The sequence below is a fragment of the Serratia sp. LS-1 genome (assembly GCF_003719595.1).
Classification (GTDB): domain Bacteria; phylum Pseudomonadota; class Gammaproteobacteria; order Enterobacterales; family Enterobacteriaceae; genus Serratia; species Serratia ureilytica.
In genome coordinates this window covers 4,532,356-4,552,590 of record NZ_CP033504.1, presented here as the reverse complement: position 1 = coordinate 4,552,590, position 20,235 = coordinate 4,532,356, and the positions used below count along the sequence as shown (strand labels likewise).

Here is a 20,235-nt window from a genome sequence, read left to right as displayed (position 1 = left end):
CAATCAATATCAATCAAAGTGATTAAAGCTGATTATACCGGCATCAGAGAACAAAAAACACGCAATCAGTTGCCGAACAGCCCGCCGTCTCGCAGCAGATGCTCGTTGCCCTTGCGGCGGGTAAAGCCGCTGCGATCGAAGAACTCCAGCACCTGGATCGCCAGCTTGCGGCCGACGCCGAGCCGATCGCGGAAATCGGCGGCGTTGGCGCCCCCGCGCTCCGCATCCAGCTCGCGGATCAGCGCCGCGAACTGATCGATGCGTCGGCTGAGGTAGTAGCGATCCACCACCACCGCCGTCACATGGCCCAGTTGAGCCGCCTTGCGCAGCAGCGCGCGCACCCGGCTCTCGTCTTCGCCCAGCTCGCTCGCCAGATCGCGCACCCACCACGGCTCGTCGCCGAACAGCGGCTCGATGCGCGCCCACAGCGGCGCCTCGTCGGCGCTGAACGCCAGGCCGTGTTCCGGCAGATGCAGCCAGCCGCGCGTATTGCGCAGCGCGCCGGCCTTCAGCAGCCGATCGATCATCATAAACACCAGCGTTTCCGGCTGCTGAGGCAGGGCCATGCGCCGCAGGCGGGCGCGCCCTAAGCCCAGCTGATCGGCGTGCTGTTGGTGATACTCCGCCAGCACCTGCAGCAGGCGGCTTTCCGCCTGTTGCACCTGATCCTGCGCCAGCGCCCGGTCACCGACGATCAGCAGATCGCGGTTCGCCAGCAGTGCCGCCAGGCCGTCGTCGGTCAACTGACGCGCCCAAGCAAACGCCGCCAGCGACAGCGCGCCGTGCGGCAGCTCAAGCGCCAGCGCCTGCGCATCGTCCTGCGCCTGCGCCAGGGCCTGCAGCCAGGCCAGGTAGTCCGGCTGGCGCTTGCCGCGCTTGGGCGCATTCAGCCTGAGTACCCGGGCCGCGCCCAGCGTTTGCCGCGCGCCGATATCGCGCAGCACCAGCCGATCGTTCTGTGCCAACCACAGCGGACGATCGAGGATCAGTTCCGCCAGCCCGTCGTTCAATAGCGAAATGCGCCCGGTGATGTGGCTGGCGGCATGGTGCAGATGCAGCGGCTGCCAATGGCGGATCGGCCGATCCGTCTCAAGCGCCACCAGAATGCGTTCCGCCGCCTCCGGCGGGCGCTGCGCCAGCAGCCAATCGCCGCGCGCGATCCGGTCTTTATCGACATCGCCGCTGATGTTAAGCGCGATGCGTTGCCCGGCCTGCGCCTGTTCCACGGTCTGATTCTGGGCATGCAGGCCGCGCACCCGCACCGGCGCGTCGGCGCCGGTCAGCCACAGCGTATCCCCCACCTTCACCCGGCCGCCGAGCGCGGTGCCGGTCACCACCAGCCCCGCCCCTTTGACGCTGAACGCACGGTCTACCGCCAGACGAAAACGGCGCGTCAGCGCATGCTCGCCGGGCGACAGCGCCAGCAAATGCGCGCGCAGCGCCTCGATACCCTCGCCCGCCGCCGCCGCGGTGACAAACAGCGGCGCATCGGGCCAGCCCTGGCGCGCCAGCTCGTCGCGCACCTGAACGCGCACCTCATCGATACGCGCCGCCTCCACCCGGTCGGCCTTGGTCAGCGCCACCGTCAGCGCCGGGCGCCCGCTCAGGCGCAGGATCGCCAGATGCTCGCGGGTCTGCGCCATCACACCATCGTCGCAGGCCACCACCAGCAGCGCATGGTCAATGCCGCCGACGCCCGCCAGCATATTGGCGAGGAATTTTTCGTGGCCGGGCACGTCGATAAAGCCCAGCACCCGGCCGTCCGGCTGCGGCCAGTAGGCGTAGCCCAGATCGATGGTCATGCCGCGGCGCTTTTCTTCCGGCAGGCGATCCGCGTTGATCCCGGAGATCGCCTGCAGCAGAGTGGTTTTGCCATGATCGACATGGCCGGCGGTGGCGATGATCATGATGCGCTCAACGCGTCGATCAGCGCCCCTTCCTGTTCCAGACAGCGCAGATCCAGCCACAGCCGGCCGTCGCCAAGGCGGCCGATCACCGGCTGCGGCAGACGGCGCCAGCGTTCAGCCAGCGCTTCCAGCGTGGCGCCGCGGCCGTCGCGCGGCGTGAAGGTCAGCGCATAGCTGGGCAGGCGATCCACCGGCAGCGAACCGCTGCCAATCTGCGACCAGCACGGTTCGGCGCGCAGCGCGAAATCGGCGGTGAACCGTGGCGTCAGCGCCGTCAGCAGCCGCTCGGCCGTCTGTTGCATCTCCTGCTGCGGGCGGGTCAGCAGCCGCAGCGTCGGCAGTTGCTCAGACAGCTTTTCCGGCTGCAGATAAAGCCGCAGCGTGGCCTCCAGGGCCGCCAGCGTCAGCTTGCCGACGCGCAGCGCGCGCTTGAGCGGGTGCTGCTGCAGGCGCGCGATCAGCGCCTTTTTGCCGACGATGATGCCGGCCTGCGGGCCGCCCAGCAGCTTATCGCCGGAGAACGTCACCAGATCGACGCCGGCGGCCAGCAACCGCTGCGGCATCGGTTCGGCGGGCAGGCCGTACTGCGCCATATCGATCAGCGAGCCGCTGCCCAGATCGGTGGCGGTCGGCACGCCCTGTTCGGCCCCGAGCAGCGCCAGTTCGGCCTCATCGGCCGCCGCGGTAAAGCCCTGAATGCTGTAGTTGCTGGTGTGCACTTTCATCAACAGGCCGGTCTGCTCGTTGATGGCCTGGCGGTAATCCTTCAGATGGGTGCGGTTGGTGGTGCCGACCTCAACCAATTGGCAGCCGGCCTGGCGCATCACGTCGGGAATGCGGAACGCGCCGCCGATCTCCACCAGCTCGCCGCGCGATACCACCACCTCTTTGCCGGGGGCGATCGCCGCCAGCATCAGCAGCACCGCCGCCGCGTTGTTATTGACGATGCAAGCGTCTTCCGCGCCGGTCAGCCGGCACAGCAGACTCGCCACCGCCCGATCGCGATGGCCGCGCCCGGCGCCGTCCAGATCGTACTCCAGCGTCACCGCCTCCCCCATCACCGCGCTCACCGCATCCTGCACCGGCTGCGCCAGCAGGGCGCGCCCGAGGTTGGTGTGCAGCACAGTGCCGCTGAGGTTGAACACCGGCAATAACGCCGGGCGCTGCTGCCGGGCCAGCTCCGCCCGCAGCGCCTGCGGCCAGTCGCCGCACCAGGCCGGTAAACGTTGCTGCTGTTTTATCGCGTCGCGCGCCTCGGCCTGCAGCCGGCGCAGCAGTTCGCCGATCAGCGTCTGGCCATGCTGCGCCACCAGCGGTTCAATCGCGGGTTCACGCAGCAGGCGGTCGATGGCGGGCAGTTGGCTGTAAAGAAGGTGGGATTCAGTGCTCATGGTCGCTCGGTTTTCAGTTTAGACGTATCGGCATAGCAAAACCCCGCCGCGGCGGGGAGAAAAGAACGTTCAGGGCGGCGCCGTGCGGGCGAAACTTTCGCGGGCGAACAGGCGTTCGGCCAGCTTGACCAGCGCCGGACGTTGGACGCACCAGTTGGGCAGGATGCGGCGGAAATTCAGGTAGCCCAGCGCGCAGCCGGTGGCGATATCCGCCAGCGTCAGCCGCTCGGCATTGAGCCACGTTTTTTCCTGCGCCAGCGCCTCCAGCGCATCCAGGCCGTGCGTCAGCTTGTCACGCTGGCGCAGCATCCAGTTTTCGTCCTGCTTTTCCGGCGCACGCCGGCTTTCTCGGTACAGCGTCGCCGCCGCTTCGGTCACGCCGTCCGCCAGCGCCGCCACCTGGCGGACGCGCAGCGCCACGGCGCGATCGGCCGGCAAAAACGCCGGCTCCACCGTCAGCAGTTCGAGGTATTCGGCCACGATCGGCGAGTCGTAAAACACCTCGCCGTCATCGGCGATCAGCACCGGCACTTTGCCGAGCGGGTTCTGCTCCTTCACCCGGCTGCCGGGCTCATACGGCGGATCGTTGACGAATTCAAACGCGATCCCCTTCTCCAGCAGCATCACGGAAATCTTGCGCACAAAGGGGCTGGTGTAACTGCCGATAAGCTTCATCCGGTCTCCTCCGCTTCGTCCTGGCCGCGGCGCAATGCCCTTACTTCACCGCCAGAGTATCGATAATCCGCTGCACCAGCGCCTGATGCACTTCCGGCGTTTTGGCCGGCGACAGCATTTGCAGCGTTACCACCCGTTTGTTGAACACCGTCAACACCAGGGTGGACACCACCTTTTGGCCGTTGACGGTCTGCTCGGTATCCACCCGGCGAAACTTCTGTTTGCCGACGGTGAAGTTCTCTTCTTTGGTGGTCTGGATATTCTGATAGCGCTCGGCCAGCACCGTGATGGCGCTCTGCGTCAGCTCTTTCAGCATTTTGTCGCTGGTATTGATCTTCATGCCGTCCGGCGGGATCACTTCGGACGAAACCGCGCTCTGGCGCGACTTGCCGTCGAGGAAGCGCTGGATGGTGGAGGTGCTGTCATTGACGATGCCGCTGTTCAGCGTTTGATCGCTAAAGCCCGGCGGCAACTCGAAGGTGATCTTGCCCTTCTGCAGCGACACGTTCAGCCCCGGCGGCGCGGGTGGGGCCTCTACCGGCGCAGGCGGCGGCGGTGGCGCGGGCTGCGTCACGGTCGGCTTGGTGTCCGGTGGCGGCACCGCCGGTTTGGTGTCGTCCTTGTTGTCGCAGGCCGCCAGTCCGATCGCCAACACGGCGACCGCGGTCAGTTTTGCCAGGGTGTTTAACATCGTGGTTCCTTTCGCTTGGCGCGTCATGGCCTAAACGTAGCAACTCGCCCGGGCGAATGCCAGAAGCCCGTTCTGAAATTGCTTGTCCGGCCCCGCGCGAACGGGGCCGGGCGGTTACTCCGCCGGGAACAGGAACGGATTGATGCTGCTGCGGCCGAAGCCTTCCTCTTCCATGCGGGCGTCCAGCACCAGCGAAGCCAGATCGTCGGCCACCGCTTCGACCTGCGGGTCTTTTTCCTGATAGAGGATCTTCAGGTAAGTGCCGCAGTCGCCGCAGCTTTCCGCCTTCACCGCCGCCTGCTCGCTGTCCAGCGACCAGTAGTTGAGATCGCGGGTCTGCTCGCAGTTGCTGCACTTCACCCGCACCACGTGCCATTCGCTTTCGCACAGGTTGCAGTGCAGGTAGCGCAGGCCGTTGACGGTGCCGATATGCACCATGCTGGAAACCGGGATGCTGCCGCACACCGGGCAGAACTGGCGCTGCTCGCCGTATTCGGCGCGCGCCTTGCCGGGGATCAGGCTGGCCATCTGCGCCCAATAGAGCGACAGTGCGGCCCAGAGGAACGGCGCCTTCTCGCTGCCCACCTTGCCGAACTCGCGGTTGAGCAAGGCGTCGGCCATCAGCTCCAGCTCGTGCGCCGAGGCCTTCTCCAGGTTGTCCAGCACCACCAGAATGTGCTCCGGCGCCTGCGGACGCAGCTCGGCGATCAGCGACGTCAGCAGCTTGCGCCAGTGCTCGCTGCGCGGGAACACGCTCAGATCGAGCGGCGGTTTGCCGCTGGCGGCGCCCTGCACCAACGCTTCACTCAGATCGAGCTGCAGCGGGTTATCGTGCAACGCATGCTGCTGCGCCTGCGCCAGCTCGGCGGCAAAGTTCAGGTAGTCACCCAGCGGGTTGTCGACCGCCAGCTGACGCAGACGATCGGCGCGGCGGCTGTACAGGCTTTTCAGGTTGGCGAAAAGTAACGGCGGGATGTTCTCCGCCGTTGTGGACTTCTCACGCTGTGCCCCTAACTGCTCTTTAGGAACGATGCGGATACTCATCAGGGTTTATCTTCCTGTCGTTTCTCGCGGACCTCACGGTACCAGCGCGGATGATGTTTCTTGGCCCAGGCCGCCGGCACCCAGCCTTCCACCATCGCGGTAATGGTGCCTTTTACCCACAATGCGGCGTAAATGTGCACCATAATCACGATGATAAGGCCGACCGCGGCCAGCGAATGCACCAGCAGCGCGATGCGGATCAGCGGGATGGAGAACGACGGCGCAAAATACGGCCGCCAGATCACCACGCCGCTGGCCAGCAGCAGCACCAGGCTGATAATCGCCGCCCAGAACACGCACTTCTGGCCGAAATTATAGCGCCCGGTATCACCCACTTCCTCGTTCATGGCGATTTTGTGGATGTTCTTGGCCCAGACGATATCTTCCCGGTTGATCAGGTTATGCTTCCAGTAGCGCAGGAACATCAGCAGGAACGCGGCGAACATGATGACCCCGACAAACGGGTGCAGAATGCGCGCCAGCTGCGGCGTCCCGAAGATGTTCATCAGCCAGTTGAAGGAGGGGAAGAAGAACCCCAGCCCGCTGATGGCGGCGAACACGAAGCAGAACGCCACTATCCAGTGGTTGATGCGCTCCGGCGCGCTGTAACGCTGAATGGGCTTTTCCTTTCTCATTTGCGCGTCTCCTCGTCATGCGACTCGTCGTGCTCGTCCTCATCCTCGACGCGGTTAGGCCCGACGCCGACATAGTGGAACACGCTGGCCGCGAAGGTGGCGGCAAAGCCGATGGCCGCCAGGGGTTTCCACACGCCCTTCCAGAAGGTCACCGCCGGGCTGATGCTCGGGTTGTCCGGCAAACCGTGGTACAGCTGCGGTTTGTCGGCGTGGTGCAACACGTACATCACGTGCGTGCCGCCCACCCCTGCCGGATCGTACAGACCGGCGTTCTGGTAGCCGCGGGTGTTCAGCTCGCTAACGCGATCCGCCGCCACCTGCTTCATCGCTTCCTTGGTGCCGAAGTGAATGGCGCCGGTCGGGCAGGTTTTCACGCAGGCCGGTTCCTGGCCGACGTCCACGCGGTCGACGCACAGGGTGCACTTGTACACCCGGTTGTCGTCCTTGTTCATGCGCGGCACGTCAAACGGGCAGCCGGCGATGCAGTAGCCGCAGCCGATGCAGTGCTCGGACTGGAAGTCGACGATGCCGTTGGCGTACTGAATGATCGCGCCTTCCGACGGGCAGGCCTTCAGGCAGCCCGGATCGGCGCAGTGCATGCAGCCATCCTTGCGGATCAGCCATTCCAGCTTGCCGTTTTCCTCCACCTCGGAGAAGCGCATCACCGTCCACGACTTGGCGGTCAGATCGGCGGGGTTATCGTACACCCCGACGTTGTGCCCCACTTCGTCGCGGATGTCGTTCCATTCGGAACAGGCCACCTGACAGGCCTTGCAGCCGATACAGGTGGTGACATCGATCAGTTTGGCCACTTCTTCCTGGTGGTCACGGGCGCGCGGCGCCGGCGTGAAGCCATTGGTGGCGGATTTACGAATGATGTCTTGAGATTGCATGGCCATAATTCGTCTCCGTTACACCTTTTCCACGTTGACCAGGAACGCCTTGAACTCCGGCGTTTGCGTATTGGCGTCGCCGACGAACGGCGTCAGCGTGTTGGCGATAAAGCCTTTCTTCGCCACCCCTTCGTAACCCCAGTGAATCGGGATGCCGATGGTGTCGACTTCCTGGCCGTGCACCTGCAGCGTACGAATTCGCTTGGTCACCACCGCCTTGGCCTTGATGTAGCCGCGGTTGGAACTGACCTTCACGGTATCGCCCTGCTTGATGCCCTTCTTCTCCGCCAGCTTTTCGCCGATCTCCACAAACTGCTCCGGCTGGGCGATGGCGTTCAGCCGCGCGTGCTTGGTCCAGTAGTGGAAGTGCTCGGTCAGACGATAGGTGGTGCCGACGTACGGGAACTTGTCGGATTTGCCCATCGCCGCCAGATCGTCCTTGAACACGCGCGCCGCCGGGTTGGACACCACGTTCGGGTGCAGCGGGTTGGTGCCGAGCGGCGTTTCGAACGGCTCGTAGTGTTCAGGGAACGGCCCTTCCGCCATTTTGTCGGTGGCGAACAGGCGGCCCATGCCTTCCGGCTGCATGATGAACGGCCCGACGTCGCTGCCCGGCGCGGCGGTGCTGTAGTCCGGGATATCGGCCCCGACCCACTTGGCGCCGTCCCACTCCAGCAGCTGGCGTTTCGGATCCCACGGTTTACCCTGCGGATCCGCCGAGGCGCGGTTGTACAGAATGCGGCGGTTGAGCGGCCATGCCCAGGCCCAGCCCAGCGTGTTGCCGAGACCGGACGGATCGGCGTTGTCGCGCCGCGCCATCTGGTTGCCGGCCGGCGTCCAGCTGCCGGCGAAGATCCAGCAACCGCTGGCGGTGGTGCCGTCGTCGCGCAGCTGCGCGAACGAGCTGAGCAGCTCGCCTTTTTTCACCACCACTTTGCCATCGGCATCCAGCAGATCCGCCAGCGCCTTGCCGTTGTTCTCCTGCGCCACCTCTTCCGGGGCCGGGTTGTCCGGCGTCAGGTAGTCCCAGCGCATGTTCAGCACCTGTTCCGGCACCGCGCCGCCGTCGCGCGCATACATCTCGCGCAGGCGGCTGAAGATGCCCGCCAGGATCTCGCCGTCGTTCAGCGCTTCACCCGGGGCGTCCGCGCCTTTCCAGTGCCACTGCAGCCAGCGGCCGGAGTTGACGATCGAGCCGTTCTCTTCGGCGAAGCAGGTGGACGGCAGGCGGAACACTTCGGTCTGGATCTGCGAGGAATCCACCTCGTTGAACTCGCCGTGGTTCTGCCAGAAGTTGGAGGTCTCGGTGTTCAACGGATCGATGGTCACCAGGAACTTCAGCTTGGACAGCGAAGCCACCACCTTGTTTTTGTTCGGGAACGACGCCACCGGGTTAAAGCCTTGGCAGAAGTAGCCGTTGACCTTGCCCTGCGACATCATCTCGAAGTACTGCAGCACGTCGTAGCCCTTGTCCCACTTCGGCAGCCAGTCAAAGCCCCAGCTGTTGTCCTTCTGCGCCTTGTCGCCGTAGAAGGTCTTCATCATGCTGACGAAGAATTTCGGGTAGTTGCCCCAGTAGTTCACCTGGCCCGGCAGCAGCGCCTTCGGCGTGTTGGCCTTCAGGTAGGTCTCGAGATCGGTCTGTTTCTCCGACGGCAGCGTCAGGTAGCCCGGCAGGCTCTGCGACAGCAGGCCGAGATCGGTCAGCCCCTGGATGTTGGAGTGGCCGCGCAGCGCGTTGACGCCGCCGCCCGCCATGCCCATGTTGCCGAGCAGCAGCTGGATCATCGCCATGGTGCGAATGTTCTGCGCGCCGACCGAGTGCTGAGTCCAGCCCAGGGCGTACAGGAACGAAGCGGTCTTATCCGCGACGCAGGTTTCGGCGATGTATTCGCACACCTTGAGGAAATCGTCCTTCGGCGTGCCGCAGATGTTGGTCACCACGTCAGGCGTGTAACGGCTCACGTGCTGCTTCAGCAGGTTCCACACGCAGCGTGGATCCTGCAACGTGACGTCGCGCTTGGCGAAGCCGTTCTCGTCGAACTGGTAGTTCCAGGTGGTTTTGTCGTACTTGCGGTTTTCCGCGTCGTAGCCGCTGAACAAGCCGTCTTCGAAGGCAAAGTCTTCCCGCACCAGCAGGCTGGCGTTGGTGTAGGCCTCGACGTACTCGCGGTTAAACTTGTTGTTGGTCATCAGATACAGCAACACGCCCGACAGGAAAGCAATGTCGGTCCCGGAGCGGATCGGCGTGTAGAAGTCCGCCACCGATGCGGTTCGGGTAAAGCGCGGATCGATCACGATCAGCTTGGCATTGTTGTGTATTTTGGCTTCCATCGCCCAGCGGAACCCCACCGGATGCGCTTCCGCCGCATTACCGCCCATGACGATAATCAAATTCGCGTTCTTGATATCAACCCAGTGGTTGGTCATCGCACCGCGACCAAATGTTGGAGCAAGACTTGCTACCGTTGGTCCGTGTCAGACACGCGCCTGGTTGTCTACGGCAAGCATGCCGAGAGCGCGACTAAATTTTTGCGACAGAAAACCGGTTTCGTTGCTGGCGGCCGAGGCGCACAGCATGCCGGTGGTCAGCCAACGGTTGACGGTAACGCCCTGGTCGTTGGTTTTGATGAAGTTGGCGTCACGGTCTTCTTTCACCAGCTTGGCGATGCGGGTAAAGGCGTCGTCCCAGCTGATGCGCTGCCATTTGTCCGACCCCGGCGCCCGGTATTCCGGGTACTTGAGGCGGCTTTCGCTGTGGATAAAGTCAACCAGGCCGGCGCCTTTCGGGCAAAGCGCGCCACGGTTTACCGGGTGATCCGGATCCCCTTCGATATGGAAAATGCTTTCTTTGGCGTTTTTGGCGCCATCACCAAGGCTGTACATCAACAGCCCACAGCCGACGGAACAATACGTACAGGTATTACGGGTCTCGCGGGCGCGCAGCAGTTTGTACTGCCGGGTTTCCGCCAACGCCACTTCGGGGGCAAAGCCCAGCGCGGCTACCGTCGTTCCTGCCATACCGCCAGCGCAGATCTTAAAGAACTGCCTTCTGCTGACCTGCATGGGGGTCTCCTTTACTCTCGATTGTCACATTGTTCAAATGGCGCTCCTCGCCAAAACGGCGGAGCGCTAATGTCACTGTTGTTATGCTGATACGCGACGCGGCGATATTACCACAGCGTGCTTGTGGTTGTTACACACTCGTGCTCATTCAGTGAACGCATTGGCACATTTCGATACATTTCGGCGTCGCAGCAGGCTCGGCGCTCTCTACAGTATAGAGAGTAACCAACGCATCGGCGCCAAGGCATGAAGAGGCGCTCAAGGCCTCCTTTCTATCAGTATGTTAACGCAGCGATTTGTTCATTAACCACACAGTCAGCAGGGCATTGATAATCATTTTCAATATCATTTAATTAACTATAATGATCCGACTGCTTACGCGGTGCTCGCCCTTTGCGCCGCCCATACACCACTGGAGATGATGATTATGAGTTATTCACTGCCATCCCTGCCGTACGCTTACGACGCACTGGAACCGCATTTCGACAAGCAGACGATGGAAATCCATCACACCAAACACCATCAGACCTACGTCAACAACGCCAACACCGTGCTGGAAGCTTACCCTGAGCTGGCCAAATACAGCGTTGAAGAGCTGATCCAGGATCTGGATAAAGTGCCTGCCGACAAACGCACTTTCATGCGCAACAACGCCGGCGGCCACGCCAACCACAGCTTCTTCTGGAAAAACCTGAAAACCGGCACCACGCTGGGCGGCGATCTGAAAGCGGCCATCGAGCGCGATTTCGGCAGCGTTGAGAAATTCCAGGAAGAGTTCGAGAAAGCCGCAGCCACCCGCTTCGGTTCCGGTTGGGCCTGGCTGGTGCTGAAAGACGGCAAACTGGCCGTGGTGTCTACCGCTAACCAGGACAGCCCGCTGATGGGCGAAGCCGTCGCCGGCGCTTCCGGTTTCCCAATCATCGGTCTGGACGTGTGGGAACACGCTTACTACCTGAAATATCAGAACAAACGCCCTGACTACATCAAGGCGTTCTGGAACGTGGTCAACTGGGACGAAGCGGCCGCACGCTTCGCCGCGAAGAAGTAATTCGCCCCCGTTGATGAAGATGCCCGCCGCAGGCGGGTATTTTTTTGCCTGAAATCCGCTAAAGTTTGACCACTTCTTGCCGATGGTTTGTTCAATTGACGTTCGCCCGGAGAAGGAAAAACGCTATGGCGGCATTGCAAGCATTGGCAGGAAAGTTCACCCATCTCACCGTAGGTAAAAAGCTCGGCTTCGGTTTCGCGCTGTTGCTGCTGTTGGCGGTCGTCATCGCCGGCACCGGGGCGCAATACCTGCACATCATCGAATCCCGCGCCGATCGCATCGACTTCAGCAACCGGCTGAACGAGGAGATCAACCAGGCCAAATACAACCGCGCCATGTACGGCCAGACCTACCAGCCGGAGTATCTGCAGAACAACCGCGCCAATATCGATAACGCCGTCAAACTGATAGACCAGGGCCAGACGTTGGACTGGGACGCCCAAAGCCGCAAGGATCTGCAGCGTCTGGTGACGCTGATTGGGGAATATCAGCAACAGCAAAAAATCTTTGAGCAGGCGGTCTCGGCGAAAGACGCGGTGCGCCAGAGCTGGAACATGTCGGAAGTGCAGGCCAGCCTGAGCCAGGTGGAGCGCCAGCTCACCAACGGCGATCTGCAGTTGGCCTTCATCCAGCTGAACCAGAAGCTGACCCAGGTGCGCTACGGCGCGCGCGGTCTGCTGCTGAGCCTGAACAAGGAAACCGAAGCGCCGCTGATGGCAGCCATCGACGACGCGCGCGACGCGGCCAACGCCTTGAGCCGCCGGGTCAGCGACGCGCAGCGCCCGCAGCTGCAACCGCTGCTGGCTGCCCTGGACGATTACAAAAACCGTATCGCGGCCTACCTGCCGGCCTATGAGCACGAGCAGCAGATCAGCCGACAGCTCGGTGAACGCGCGCATGAGATCGGCACGCTGGTGAACGCCTTTATGCAGGACGAATTGGCGCAGACGCGCAGCAACATCAACCTGGCGCAGCTGCAGATGGGCATCACCACCCTGATCGCGATTATCGCCGGAGTGCTTATCGCCTGGCGCATCACGCTGCAGATCACCCGTCCGCTGCAAAGTACGCTGGCGATGGCGGAACGCATCGCCGGCGGCGATCTGCGCCAGGCGCAGACCAGCACCCGCCGCGATGAGTTGGGGCAGTTGCTGAACGCGGTGGCGGCGATGAGCCAAAATCTGCGCACCATGATTGAGAAGATCCAGATGGGGGTCAGCCAGGTCTCCACCGCCTCGGCGGAAATCGCCGCCGGCAACACCGATCTCTCTTCCCGCACCGAACAGCAGGCGGCGGCGGTCGAAGAAACCGCCGCCAGCATGGAACAGCTGACCGCCACGGTGAAACAAAACGCCGACAACGCCCATCACGCCAATCAGCTGGCCACCGACGCCTCGCAGACCGCGCAACAGGGCGGCAAGCTGGTGGAGAACGTGGTCAGCACCATGCGCGATATTTCCAGCAGTTCACAGCGTATCGCAGAAATTACCACCCTGATCAACGGTATTGCCTTCCAGACCAACATCCTGGCGCTCAACGCCGCGGTGGAAGCGGCGCGCGCCGGCGAACAGGGACGCGGCTTCTCGGTGGTCGCCAGCGAAGTGCGCAGCCTGGCGAGCCGCAGCGCCCAGGCGGCGAAGGAGATCGAAGGGCTGATCGCCGAATCGGTCAGCCGGGTGAAAACAGGCACCGACCTGGTGGAAAGCACCGGCAATACCATGGAGCAGATCGTCCGCTCGGTTACCCACGTGCGCGACATCATGGCCGAGATCGCCGCCGCCTCCGATGAACAGACGCGCGGCATCGCCCAGATTGGCCAGGCGATCGTCGAAATGGACCATACCACTCAGCAGAACGCCGCGCTGGTGGAAGAGTCCGCCGCCGCCGCCGATTCACTGGAAGAGCAGGCCGACATGCTGTTGCAGAGCGTTTCGGTGTTCCGTTTGGCGGAGCAGACCGAACCCGCCGCCGTGAAAGCCGCCGCGCCGAAAGCGCCGGCCGTAAAACCCGCGGCCGCCAACGCCGCAGCGGAAGAGAACTGGACCACCTTCTGACGCCCTCAGGCGAGGAATATCCGTTCCTCGCCCTATCTTTGTGGCAACAGGTGGGTCGCGACTCCCCAATTCAACAAGTTAAAACCAGAGGCGGTCGCATCAAGCATTGCGTAGCCGCAATTGCGATGACCGTATCTGCGGAGGTCCTCCTGCGGGTCGGCCCCTTTAAGCCACCAAATCAGTGCCTGCAGAGCATGGCCGTGCGTAACAACACCAAGCGTTTGATTTTGTCCATCGACAGCCAGATCGGACAGACAAGCCATCAGGCGCCAGGCAACCTCATAAGCATTCTCCCCTCCCGGAGCCGACGCCTCTGCCTTACCGGCAAAGAGGCACTGCGTCGCTTCTGGATAATCGCGCATGGCCTGCGCATAAGATAATCCTTCCAGTCGGCCAAAATCTTGCTCCTGCAAACGCTCATCCATTTGCACAGTGCAGCCACATCTCTCAGCCAACGTCTCCGCTGTCGTAAAAGCCCGACCAGCCGGTGAACTGATCAACAAAGTGACCGATAACATTTGCAAGCGAGCGCCAAGCCCAGCGATTTGACGTCGCCCCTCTTCTGTCAGCGGACTGTCACTTCGCCCCTGAATAATCCCCGAGCGGTTCCATTCTGACTCCGCATGCCTCAATACAATGAAACGCATGGTTTTTTCTCGACGATAAAAGCCTAAATATAGACAGGAAAAACACATCCTTCCGTACAGGTAAATGCCGGGTAGTGTACGAGAACAACTCAGGCTATGCTGAGCCCTCGACGCGAGACACGGAGGCGCACATGCATCACCCAGACGTTTACATCGGCAGCATCCAACCCTATGAAGGCGGGCGCCCCAGCGCCATCGCCAAACGCCAGGTGGATGGCGCCATCCGGCTCACGCCGCTCGGCCTGGAAGGCGACGAACAGGCCGAAAAAAGCTACCACGGCGGGCCGGACCGCGCGCTGTGCCACTACCCGCGCGAGCATTATGCCCACTGGCGCGAGCAGTTTCCGGCGCAGGCCGAGCAATTTTGCGCCCCGGCCTTCGGCGAGAATATCTCCACCGAAGGGCTGACCGAACACAATGTGTTTATGGGCGACATCTTCCGCTGGGGCGAGGCGCTGATCCAGGTCACCCAGCCGCGCTCGCCGTGTTTCAAGCTCAATTATCACTTCGCCATCGAGGACATTTCGGTGCTGATGCAGCAAAGCGGCCGCTGCGGCTGGCTGTATCGGGTGGTGTCGCCGGGCGCGGTCAGCGGCGATCGTCCGCTGGCGCTGGCGGCGCGCAACAGCGATGTGTCGGTGGCCGAAGCCATCGCCATCGCCTGGCACATGCCGTTCGATGCGGAACAGTATCGCCGCCTGTTGGCGGTGGCCGGCCTCTCCGCCAGCTGGAGCAAGACCATGCTCACTCGGCTCGCCGAAGGGCGCCTTGAGGATTTCAACCGCCGCCTGCTCGGCCATTGAAAGCGCGGGCGGAAAAATGAAAAACGTGCGCCGAATGCCGCGTTAACCCTTTTCTTCCGCCTATACTGTAGCCGCACGTTTTTTCAGCCAGGAGCCAGGTATATGACCACCCCGACCCATTCGATTCATCACGCCGCCGCCGAGGGCTATCAGGCCAATGCCGATCGCTATGTGAAAGGCCGGCCGGATTACCCGCCGGAAATCGCCGCCTGGCTGCGTGACGTCATCGGCCTGCACGCCGGCATGACGGTCATCGATCTCGGCGCCGGCACCGGCAAGTTCACCCCGCGCCTGCTGGAAACCGGCGCGCAGGTGATCGCCGTCGAACCGGTGCCGCAAATGCTGGAAAAACTGTCGGCGGCGCTGCCGCAGGTGAAAACGCTGGCGGGCACCGCCGACGCGATCCCGCTACCGGACGAGTCGGTGGATGCCGTGGTGTGCGCCCAGTCCTTCCATTGGTTCGCCACGCCGCAGGCGCTGGCGGAAATCCAGCGCATTCTCAAGCCCGGCGGCAAACTCGGCCTGGTGTGGAACATGCGCGATGCGCGCGTCGGTTGGGTGCGTAAACTGAATCAGATCGTCGATAGCCACGAAGGCGATGCGCCGCGTTTCTATACCGGCGAATGGCGCAAACTCTTCCCGTTCAAAGGCTTTGAACCGCTGCAGGAGCAGGTGTTTATGCTCGGCCACCGCGGCGCGGTGGAGGACGTGATCTACAACCGCGTGCGTTCAACCAGCTTTATCGCCGCGCTGCCGCAGCCGCAACAGGAGCAGGTTATCGATCGGTTGCGCCAACTGGTGGCGGAAGAAGAGGAACTGCGGGGCAAGGACACGGTCACCGTGCCCTATCAGACCAAGGCGTATTTCACCACCAAGGTCTGACGCCCGGGGATTCAGAACGCTTTCTTGGCGTAGCCGGTGACCGCTTTCAGGCCCATCTCGCGGCCCAGCGCGGTCATCGGGTGCACCACAATCAGCCCGCGCGCGCTTTTCTTCAGCGCGCCCATATCGGCCTGCTCTTTCTTGGTGATCTCGCGGCTGAACGGCAGCTGGCTCAGCTTCTGCGCTTCGGCGCTCAGCTTCTCGCCGCGCACGTTTTTCAGGCGCTCGATCTCCGTCGCCAGTTTCTCTTTCTCTTTGGTGTGCTGCGCGATCAACTCAGGGTTGCCCTGTTGGATCACGGTGGCGTCTTTGTGGTTCAAGGCGTCCAGCAGGTCGCTCAGGCGCTTAATCTCTGCCTTTTCTTTCTCTTTCATGGTCTCTGGCCCGTTGTGCCCAAAATGGCACGCTAATCAATGATACCGGCATTGTAGCAAAAGGCGCGCGCCGTTACCCGTCCTGCGCAATGCCGGGCGGCAGGCCGCTCATCTCGCAGGCCCTGGCGCCGAGCCGAGCCAGCGCCTGGGTGTAGCGCGCGTTGAACGGGTAGCAGCAGGAGAGCCGCAGCGCGTTGCGGTAGCGCCCGCTCGGGGAATACAGGGTGCCCGGCGTCAAACAGATCTGCTCCTCCAGCAGCTGATGGAACAGCGCCACGCTGTCCACGCCGGGAGGGAATTCGACCCAGAACACGAAGCCGCCCGCCGGCTGCGTGGCCAGCGTGCCGCGCGGGAAATGCCGGGCGATCAGCGCCCTCGCCTCGTCGACCTGCGCCGCATAGCGCTTGCGCAGGTTGCGCAAATGGTGATCGTAGCCGCCGCTCTCCAGGAAGGTCGCCAGCGTTTCCGACAGCAGCTGCGACTCGGACATCGACGACACCGCCTTCAGCTTGCGCAACGCCTCGTGAAAACGGCCGCCGCAGATCCAGCCGACGCGAAAATCCGGCGCCAGCGTTTTGGTGAAGCTGGAGCAAAACAGCACCCAGCCGTCGCGATCGAACGCCTTCACCGCCGGCGACAGCGCGCCGCCGAACTGGATCTCGGCATACAGCCCATCTTCAATCAACGGCACCTGATGATCGTTCATCAGCCGCGCCAGCCGCTTTTTCGCCGCCAGCGGCATGGTGCAACCCAGCGGGTTTTGCACCGTCGGCATGGCGATCACCGCATTCAGCCGCTTCTCGTTCAGCAGCAGCTCCAGCGCGTCCAGCGACAGCCCCAGCTGGGGATCGGTAGGGATTTCCAGCGCTTTCAGCCCCAGGCTGGCCAGCAGCGGCAGCAGATAAAAGTAGGTCGGTGACTCCAGCCCGACACAGTCGCCCGGTTTGGTGGTGACGCGCAGCGCCAGCTGCAGCGCCTCCATGCAGCCATGGGTCAACACCACGTCGCCCGGCTCCAACAGCATGCCGAGCGTCATTGAGCGGCGGGCGATCTGCTGACGCAGCCGCAGGCTGCCGGGCGGCAACGGATATTGTCCGATCAGACCCGGCTGGCGGCGCAGTTGGGAAGACAGCATGCGCCCCAGTTTGCCGCCGGGATAGAAATCGCTGGTCTGCGGGCAGGCCAGCGCAATGTTGGTGAAGGCCGGGTTCTGCTGGGCGGCGAACACCGTATCGATCAACGCCAGCACGTCGTCCGCCGGCGGCTCGATGCGGCCGCTGGGCGCCGAGGCCATCTTCAGCGCCGGCAGCGTGCTGCGGACATAAAACCCCGACTGCGGCCGCGCTTCGATCAGCCCGCGATCCTCCAGCGTGCGGTAAGCCGACACCACGGTATTGATGCTGACCCGATGGGTTTGCGCACAGCGCCGCACCGAAGGCAAGCGGTCGCCGGGCTGCAGCGTGCCGCGGCGAATGGCTTCGGCCAGCGTATCCGCCAGCTGCAGGTAACGGGTATCCGGGGTTTCATCGAGCAAGGTCACAGTTTCTCTCCAGGTAATGGGTACAGTTTACATTTCATACAACTGTAACCATGACAATATCCGATTTGTGATTCTGTCACCATCCCATCGCAGCGATTATGCTGATCCTCTCGTTATTACCGTCATTTTCACGTTCAAGGAACCTGCCATGCTGGACTCCGCCTTTGTCAGCTACGTCACCGTCATGTCGATCACTCCCGGCCCCAACAACCTGCTGCTGGCCTCGTCGGGCGTTAACTTCGGCCTGCGCCGCACCCTGCCGATGCTGTTCGGCATCTGCGTCGGTTGTGCGGTACAGCTGGCGATCATTATCCCGCTGCTGGCGCTGGCGCTGAGCTGGGCCGGCGTCATCCGCCTGCCGCTGGCGGTGATCGGCTGCGCCTATCTGCTGTGGCTGTCATGGAAGCTGTTTCAGGCGGCCTCGCCGGACGCCAAAGAACAGGCGCAGCCGATGAGCCTGCTCAGCGGCGCGCTGTTTCAGGCAATCAACCCCAAGGCCTGGCTGATGGTGATCAACGTGGCGATCCTGTTCACCCCGCGCGAAGGCGCCACTTTCGTCCATACGCTGTCTATCATCGCCGGTTTCGCGCTGCTGAACTTGCCGTGCGTGCTGCTGTGGGCGGTGTTGGGCGACCGGTTGCGCAACGCGCTGCGGGTCACCTGGAAACTGCGCGCCTTCAACGGCGTGATGTCCGGGCTGATGGCCGCCACCGCGCTGTGGTTGCTGTTCGACGAATGGCGCGCGGCCTTCGCTTAGCCGCGGCCGAGAGGAGAGAGTCGGGAAGGTTGTTTGGCGCCGATGCCGGCGATCAGGTCGGTAATGGACAGCACCATGGTGGAGCGCACCATCTGCTGATAGCGCTGGCGCTGCATGGCGATCAGCGCTTCATCCGCCTCGCCCGGCTGCAGGAAGGTCGGCACCGGCGGCAGCGCGGCCACGCAGTGCAGCTCGCCGAACGGCCCGAGGATTTCGTCGTCAACGAAGCGGTATTCCGAACCGTCGTGGTTCAGCTCTTCGCGCATCGCCATCAGCAGTTCGGCGTCTTCATATTCGTGGCGGGAGATCACCCCCAGCCCGTACATCAGCTTCAGGCGTACCGACAGCTCCCCCAGCGGGCCGCTGCCGGACAATAGCGGTTCGACGGCGTATTTCACCGCATAGTCGTCCTTGCGGAATACCTGCACCACCAGCACGTTGAGCGCTTCCGCCAGCAGCTCTACCGCCGCGATCAGGAAGCTGCGCACCGTTTTGCCCGCGTTCAGCTTTTCCAGAACCTGGTTTTCAAATGCCTGTGCTTCTTCCATCGTCGCTTTTCGAAAGGCGTGGGGAGGGCCGTCGATGCCGAACTCGGGTTCCAGGAGCGCAGCAAGCTGCGCTCGGGTGTTCATCATCACGATTCTACTTGTGCATGGCGTTATACACAGCAACGGCCTCTTCTACAACCTCGCTTTCCGCCGGCAGGCCGGAAATTTGCGCCAGCGCGGCTTTCGGCCCGAGCGTGTTCAGCAGTTCCGCCAGTTCCTGCGCCTGCGGATCCTGTTCGCTGCGGTAGCTCATGGCGGCGGCGATGCCCTGGATCAGATTGGCATGCGGCAGGCCGTATTCCAGCGTGCCCAGCAGCGGTTTGATCAGGCGATCGCCGGCGCTCAGTTTACGCAGCGGCTGGCGCCCTACGCGCTCGACGTCGTCGTGCAGATACGGATTTTCAAAGCGGCTGAGGATTTTGTTGATGTAGGCGGCATGCTTGTCGGCGTCGAAGCCGTAACGCTTGATCAGCACCGCGCCGCTCTCTTCCATCGCCCCTTTCACCACGCGGCGGATCGCCGGGTCGAGAATGGCGTCGCGAATGGTTTGCAGCCCGGCCCGTTGGCCGAGGTAGGCGGTGATGGCGTGGCCGGTGTTGAGGGTGAACAGCTTGCGCTCGACGAACGCCATCAGGTTGTCGGTCAGTTCCATGCCGGCGATCGCCGGAGGCTGGCCTTTAAACTGCGTCTGATCGACGATCCATTCGCTGAAGGTTTCCACCGTCACTTCCAGCGGATCGCTACTGTCCGCCGGCGGCACAATGCGGTCGACCGCCGAATCGACGAAGCCGACGTGCTGTTCAACCCATGCCTGCTCGTCCTGCGGCAGCGCGGCGAACACGTGCTGCTTCAGCTGGCTGGTGCCGCGCACCATGTTCTCGCAGGCGATGATGTTCAGCGGCTGCACATTGCCCTGCTGATGGCGCAGCACCAGCCCTTTGGCGATCGTGCCGGCGATTTTGGCGAGAATTTGCGGACCCACGGCGGTGGTCACCAGATCCGCCTTGGCGATCAGCGCCGCCGCGGCCTCGCTGCCGCTGTTGACGGCGCTGACGTTGTTGACGCGCTCCACGCGCTCTTGCTCGCCCACCACGTGCACCGAGTAGCTTTTTCGGCTGTTCAGCAGATCCAGCACCGTTTGATTGACGTCGGCGAAGGTCACCTCAACCCCCGCGTCCGCCAGCAGCTTGCCGATAAAACCACGGCCGATATTCCCTGCGCCAAAATGTAATGCTTTCATAACTCTACCTTCTTAATGTCGAAGGGTGCAGCAAGCTGCA

At 62.8% G+C, this 20,235-nt stretch carries 18 protein-coding genes; 5 read left to right on the top strand and 13 right to left on the bottom strand.

The window, feature by feature from the left end:
* Positions 1-65 precede the first annotated feature (65 nt).
* The 8 genes from selB to fdnG all read right to left on the bottom strand — a co-directional run bounded on the left by selB (position 66) and on the right by fdnG (position 10,302).
* Complete coding sequence (selB, locus tag EDY99_RS21710; protein ID WP_123062059.1) at positions 66-1,907, bottom strand: selenocysteine-specific translation elongation factor; 1,842 nt, start codon at positions 1,905-1,907, stop codon at positions 66-68.
* A complete protein-coding gene (gene selA / locus EDY99_RS21705) occupies positions 1,904-3,298 on the bottom strand; it encodes an L-seryl-tRNA(Sec) selenium transferase (protein WP_123062058.1) in 1,395 nt (464 codons plus the stop codon). The genes selB and selA overlap by 4 nt, the downstream gene beginning before the upstream one ends.
* A gap of 69 nt (positions 3,299-3,367) precedes the next feature.
* On the bottom strand, positions 3,368-3,973 hold the full coding sequence (locus EDY99_RS21700; protein WP_033645111.1) for a glutathione S-transferase: 606 nt from the start codon (positions 3,971-3,973) through the stop codon (positions 3,368-3,370).
* Positions 3,974-4,013: 40 nt separating this feature from the next.
* Positions 4,014-4,664, bottom strand: coding sequence for a DcrB-related protein (locus EDY99_RS21695; RefSeq protein WP_033645112.1), 651 nt, complete (start codon positions 4,662-4,664; stop codon positions 4,014-4,016).
* Between the two features lie 114 nt (positions 4,665-4,778).
* Complete coding sequence (fdhE, locus tag EDY99_RS21690; RefSeq protein ID WP_033645113.1) at positions 4,779-5,708, bottom strand: formate dehydrogenase accessory protein FdhE; 930 nt, start codon at positions 5,706-5,708, stop codon at positions 4,779-4,781.
* Positions 5,708-6,343 (bottom strand): formate dehydrogenase cytochrome b556 subunit, encoded by a 636-nt coding sequence (fdoI, locus tag EDY99_RS21685; RefSeq protein ID WP_004934017.1) that lies wholly within the window; start codon positions 6,341-6,343, stop codon positions 5,708-5,710. The genes fdhE and fdoI overlap by 1 nt, the downstream gene beginning before the upstream one ends.
* Positions 6,340-7,242, bottom strand: coding sequence for a formate dehydrogenase subunit beta (gene fdxH / locus EDY99_RS21680; protein WP_004934014.1), 903 nt, complete (start codon positions 7,240-7,242; stop codon positions 6,340-6,342). Before fdxH ends, fdoI begins: the two co-directional genes overlap by 4 nt.
* A 12-nt stretch (positions 7,243-7,254) precedes the next feature.
* Positions 7,255-10,302: a formate dehydrogenase-N subunit alpha gene (fdnG, locus tag EDY99_RS21675; protein ID WP_103101707.1), complete on the bottom strand. Its 3,048-nt coding sequence runs from the start codon at positions 10,300-10,302 to the stop codon at positions 7,255-7,257.
* A 427-nt stretch (positions 10,303-10,729) separates the two neighbouring features.
* Between fdnG and sodA the strand changes: the two genes are divergently transcribed.
* Positions 10,730-11,350: a superoxide dismutase [Mn] gene (gene sodA, locus EDY99_RS21665; protein ID WP_004934003.1), complete on the top strand. Its 621-nt coding sequence runs from the start codon at positions 10,730-10,732 to the stop codon at positions 11,348-11,350.
* A 125-nt stretch (positions 11,351-11,475) separates the two neighbouring features.
* Positions 11,476-13,404, top strand: coding sequence for a methyl-accepting chemotaxis protein (locus tag EDY99_RS21660; RefSeq protein WP_123062057.1), 1,929 nt, complete (start codon positions 11,476-11,478; stop codon positions 13,402-13,404).
* 32 nt (positions 13,405-13,436) lie between these two features.
* On the opposite strand, the gene EDY99_RS21655 is transcribed toward EDY99_RS21660, so the two are convergent.
* Complete coding sequence (locus tag EDY99_RS21655) at positions 13,437-14,051, bottom strand: histidine phosphatase family protein (protein ID WP_031299772.1); 615 nt, start codon at positions 14,049-14,051, stop codon at positions 13,437-13,439.
* 131 nt (positions 14,052-14,182) lie between these two features.
* On the opposite strand from EDY99_RS21655, the gene yiiM reads away from it, so the two are divergent.
* Together yiiM and EDY99_RS21645 are read left to right on the top strand one after the other, a co-directional pair.
* Positions 14,183-14,854, top strand: coding sequence for a 6-hydroxyaminopurine reductase (gene yiiM / locus EDY99_RS21650; RefSeq protein WP_033645117.1), 672 nt, complete (start codon positions 14,183-14,185; stop codon positions 14,852-14,854).
* A gap of 102 nt (positions 14,855-14,956) precedes the next feature.
* Positions 14,957-15,736 carry a class I SAM-dependent methyltransferase gene (locus EDY99_RS21645; RefSeq protein ID WP_033652303.1) on the top strand — a complete coding sequence of 260 codons (780 nt, stop codon included), beginning with the start codon at positions 14,957-14,959 and terminating at the stop codon, positions 15,734-15,736.
* An 11-nt stretch (positions 15,737-15,747) separates the two neighbouring features.
* On the opposite strand, the gene EDY99_RS21640 is transcribed toward EDY99_RS21645, so the two are convergent.
* Together EDY99_RS21640 and EDY99_RS21635 are read right to left on the bottom strand one after the other, a co-directional pair.
* A complete protein-coding gene (locus EDY99_RS21640) occupies positions 15,748-16,110 on the bottom strand; it encodes a YibL family ribosome-associated protein (RefSeq protein WP_021504152.1) in 363 nt (120 codons plus the stop codon).
* 73 nt (positions 16,111-16,183) lie between these two features.
* Positions 16,184-17,650, bottom strand: coding sequence for a PLP-dependent aminotransferase family protein (locus EDY99_RS21635; protein ID WP_033652304.1), 1,467 nt, complete (start codon positions 17,648-17,650; stop codon positions 16,184-16,186).
* Between the two features lie 148 nt (positions 17,651-17,798).
* Between EDY99_RS21635 and EDY99_RS21630 the strand changes: the two genes are divergently transcribed.
* Positions 17,799-18,407: a LysE family translocator gene (locus tag EDY99_RS21630; protein WP_060660109.1), complete on the top strand. Its 609-nt coding sequence runs from the start codon at positions 17,799-17,801 to the stop codon at positions 18,405-18,407.
* Here the strand turns inward: EDY99_RS21630 and EDY99_RS21625 are convergent.
* Positions 18,404-18,955, bottom strand: a complete 552-nt coding sequence (locus tag EDY99_RS21625; protein WP_016929575.1) for an MltR family transcriptional regulator — start codon at positions 18,953-18,955, stop codon at positions 18,404-18,406. The genes EDY99_RS21630 and EDY99_RS21625 overlap by 4 nt on opposite strands.
* A 94-nt stretch (positions 18,956-19,049) precedes the next feature.
* Positions 19,050-20,195, bottom strand: a complete 1,146-nt coding sequence (locus EDY99_RS21620) for a mannitol-1-phosphate 5-dehydrogenase (protein ID WP_123062056.1) — start codon at positions 20,193-20,195, stop codon at positions 19,050-19,052.
* Between the last annotated feature and the right edge of the window lie 40 nt (positions 20,196-20,235).